Here is a 1746-nt window from a genome sequence, read left to right as displayed (position 1 = left end):
CGGAACGTGTCAACGCGTTTGAGACAGCAGGCACTCGAATTCTATGAGGCGATGTGGTTCAGCTCCGTGCGGCGGGGACCGAAGTCCACAGGGCACGGCGTGGAGCCACACGGCCCGCCCGTCCGGTCGAGGGGCGCATGGTGAGCGGGGCTGACGGTGATGTTATCGGTCGCTGCTCGCGCGGGGCTGCGTCTCGATTGCGCCCCTCCACCGTCGGTGCGGCCTTCTTCCAGCGAGATGGGGTTGATCTCAACCTTATCGGGCGGGCGACGTGCGATTGGTGGCCCGTTTGGGAAGCGCTCGGGGTGTGCAGCGTAGGCGGCGTCGAGCGCCTGTTGTCGCCGCGCGGCGACTTGCTCGACGCGACCATGGAAGACGTCCGCCGGGGTGAAGAGCGCCAGGCCAGCGTGATGGTGCTCGTCGTTGTGCCACCCGAAGAAGGGTTGGAGCCAGCCACGTGCGTGGTCCTCACCGGTGAAGCGGACGGGGTAGTCGGGCTGGTACTTCAGCGTCTTGAATTGTGCCTCGCTGAAGGCGTTGTCGTCGGAGACGCGCGGTCGGCTGAAGCTGCGCGAGGCGCCGAGATCCGCAAGGAGCTGGGCGACCGTATCGCTCCTCATCGCCGAGCCGCGGTCGGCGTGCACGATGAGTCCTGGCTCCACGCCGTGGCGTGTGATGGCCTCACCAAGCATCGTGGCTGCAAGGTGCTTGCACTCCTTCGCTGCGAGCAACCAGCCCACGACGAAGCGGCTGAAGAGGTCAATGATGACGTAGAGCTGGAGGAACCTTCCCTTCTCGGTTGTCGCGAGCTTGGTGATGTCCCACGTCCACACCTGGTTGGGCGCCGTAGCCGTAAGCGACGGGGCTGCGTGTGTCTGGGCCGCGCGCAGGTTGCGACGCTCTCGAACTTCGCCGGCCTCAGCCAGCACGCGGTACATCGTGCGGATCGAGCCGATGTACTCGCCTCGCTCAAGCAACGCTGCGTAGACCTCCGCTGGCGGTTGGTCAGCGAACTTGCTGTCGTGCAGGGTGTCCAGGATCCGCTGCCGCTCCTGTTCGCTGAGTCGGCGCGGACTCGGTGGTCGCTGGGTCGACCTCGCCCGCGACGGCGCAGGTTGGCGGCTGCGATAGAGCGTAGCCCGGCTGATGCCCAACGCGGCACACGCCACCACAACCGAGACGCTTGGATCGCGATGCTCAACGAGCGTCATGAGTCGACCTCGTCCAGGTTTGGTAGCGCGATCCCCAGCACCGCATGCGCTTTTTTTTGGAGCTCGATGACCGCCTCAGCGATCCGCAGCTTCCGCTCGAGCACGGCGTTCCGCTTCTCGGCGGCAAGCAGCGCACGATCCTTGTCGTCGAGCTTCGGCTTGCGCCCCGGCCTGTGCGATGCCAACCCCTCAATGCCGTGTGCGCCCAGCTGCTGGCGCCACGTCGAAAGATGCGAGCCGTAGATGCCCTCCTTACGAAGCAGGGCTTCTAGCGCGCCACGCTTGCCGCTCGCGAGCGCAGCGTCAGCTGCCCTGATGATGCGCAGCTTCTCGGATGCGGGGAACTTGCGGCGCCTTCTGCGCGGCGCGCTCTCGACGGCGGCACCGCTCACGCCGCGGCGCTTTTCGGCAGCCTCGGCAGCGGCGTCGTCAGGAGCGGGACCTGGGGATGGCTTGGGCACGTCTGGATCCATTCTCGCCCTTCGGTACAGACATTTCCAGAGGAGGCCGTCTCACACGACGTTGGCACAGAGGG

2 protein-coding genes are annotated in these 1746 nt (G+C 66.3%); both read right to left on the bottom strand.

Annotated elements, in window-relative coordinates:
- Positions 1-41 precede the first annotated feature (41 nt).
- On the bottom strand, positions 42-1211 hold the full coding sequence (locus tag KF724_13895) for an IS3 family transposase (GenBank protein MBX3356781.1): 1170 nt from the start codon (positions 1209-1211) through the stop codon (positions 42-44).
- Positions 1208-1672: a transposase gene (locus tag KF724_13890; GenBank protein MBX3356780.1), complete on the bottom strand. Its 465-nt coding sequence runs from the start codon at positions 1670-1672 to the stop codon at positions 1208-1210. The genes KF724_13895 and KF724_13890 overlap by 4 nt, the downstream gene beginning before the upstream one ends.
- Positions 1673-1746 lie beyond the last annotated feature (74 nt).

Source organism: Phycisphaeraceae bacterium (genome assembly GCA_019636735.1).
GTDB lineage: Bacteria > Planctomycetota > Phycisphaerae > Phycisphaerales > SM1A02 > VGXK01.
This window is presented reverse-complemented; position numbering and strand designations above follow the sequence as displayed.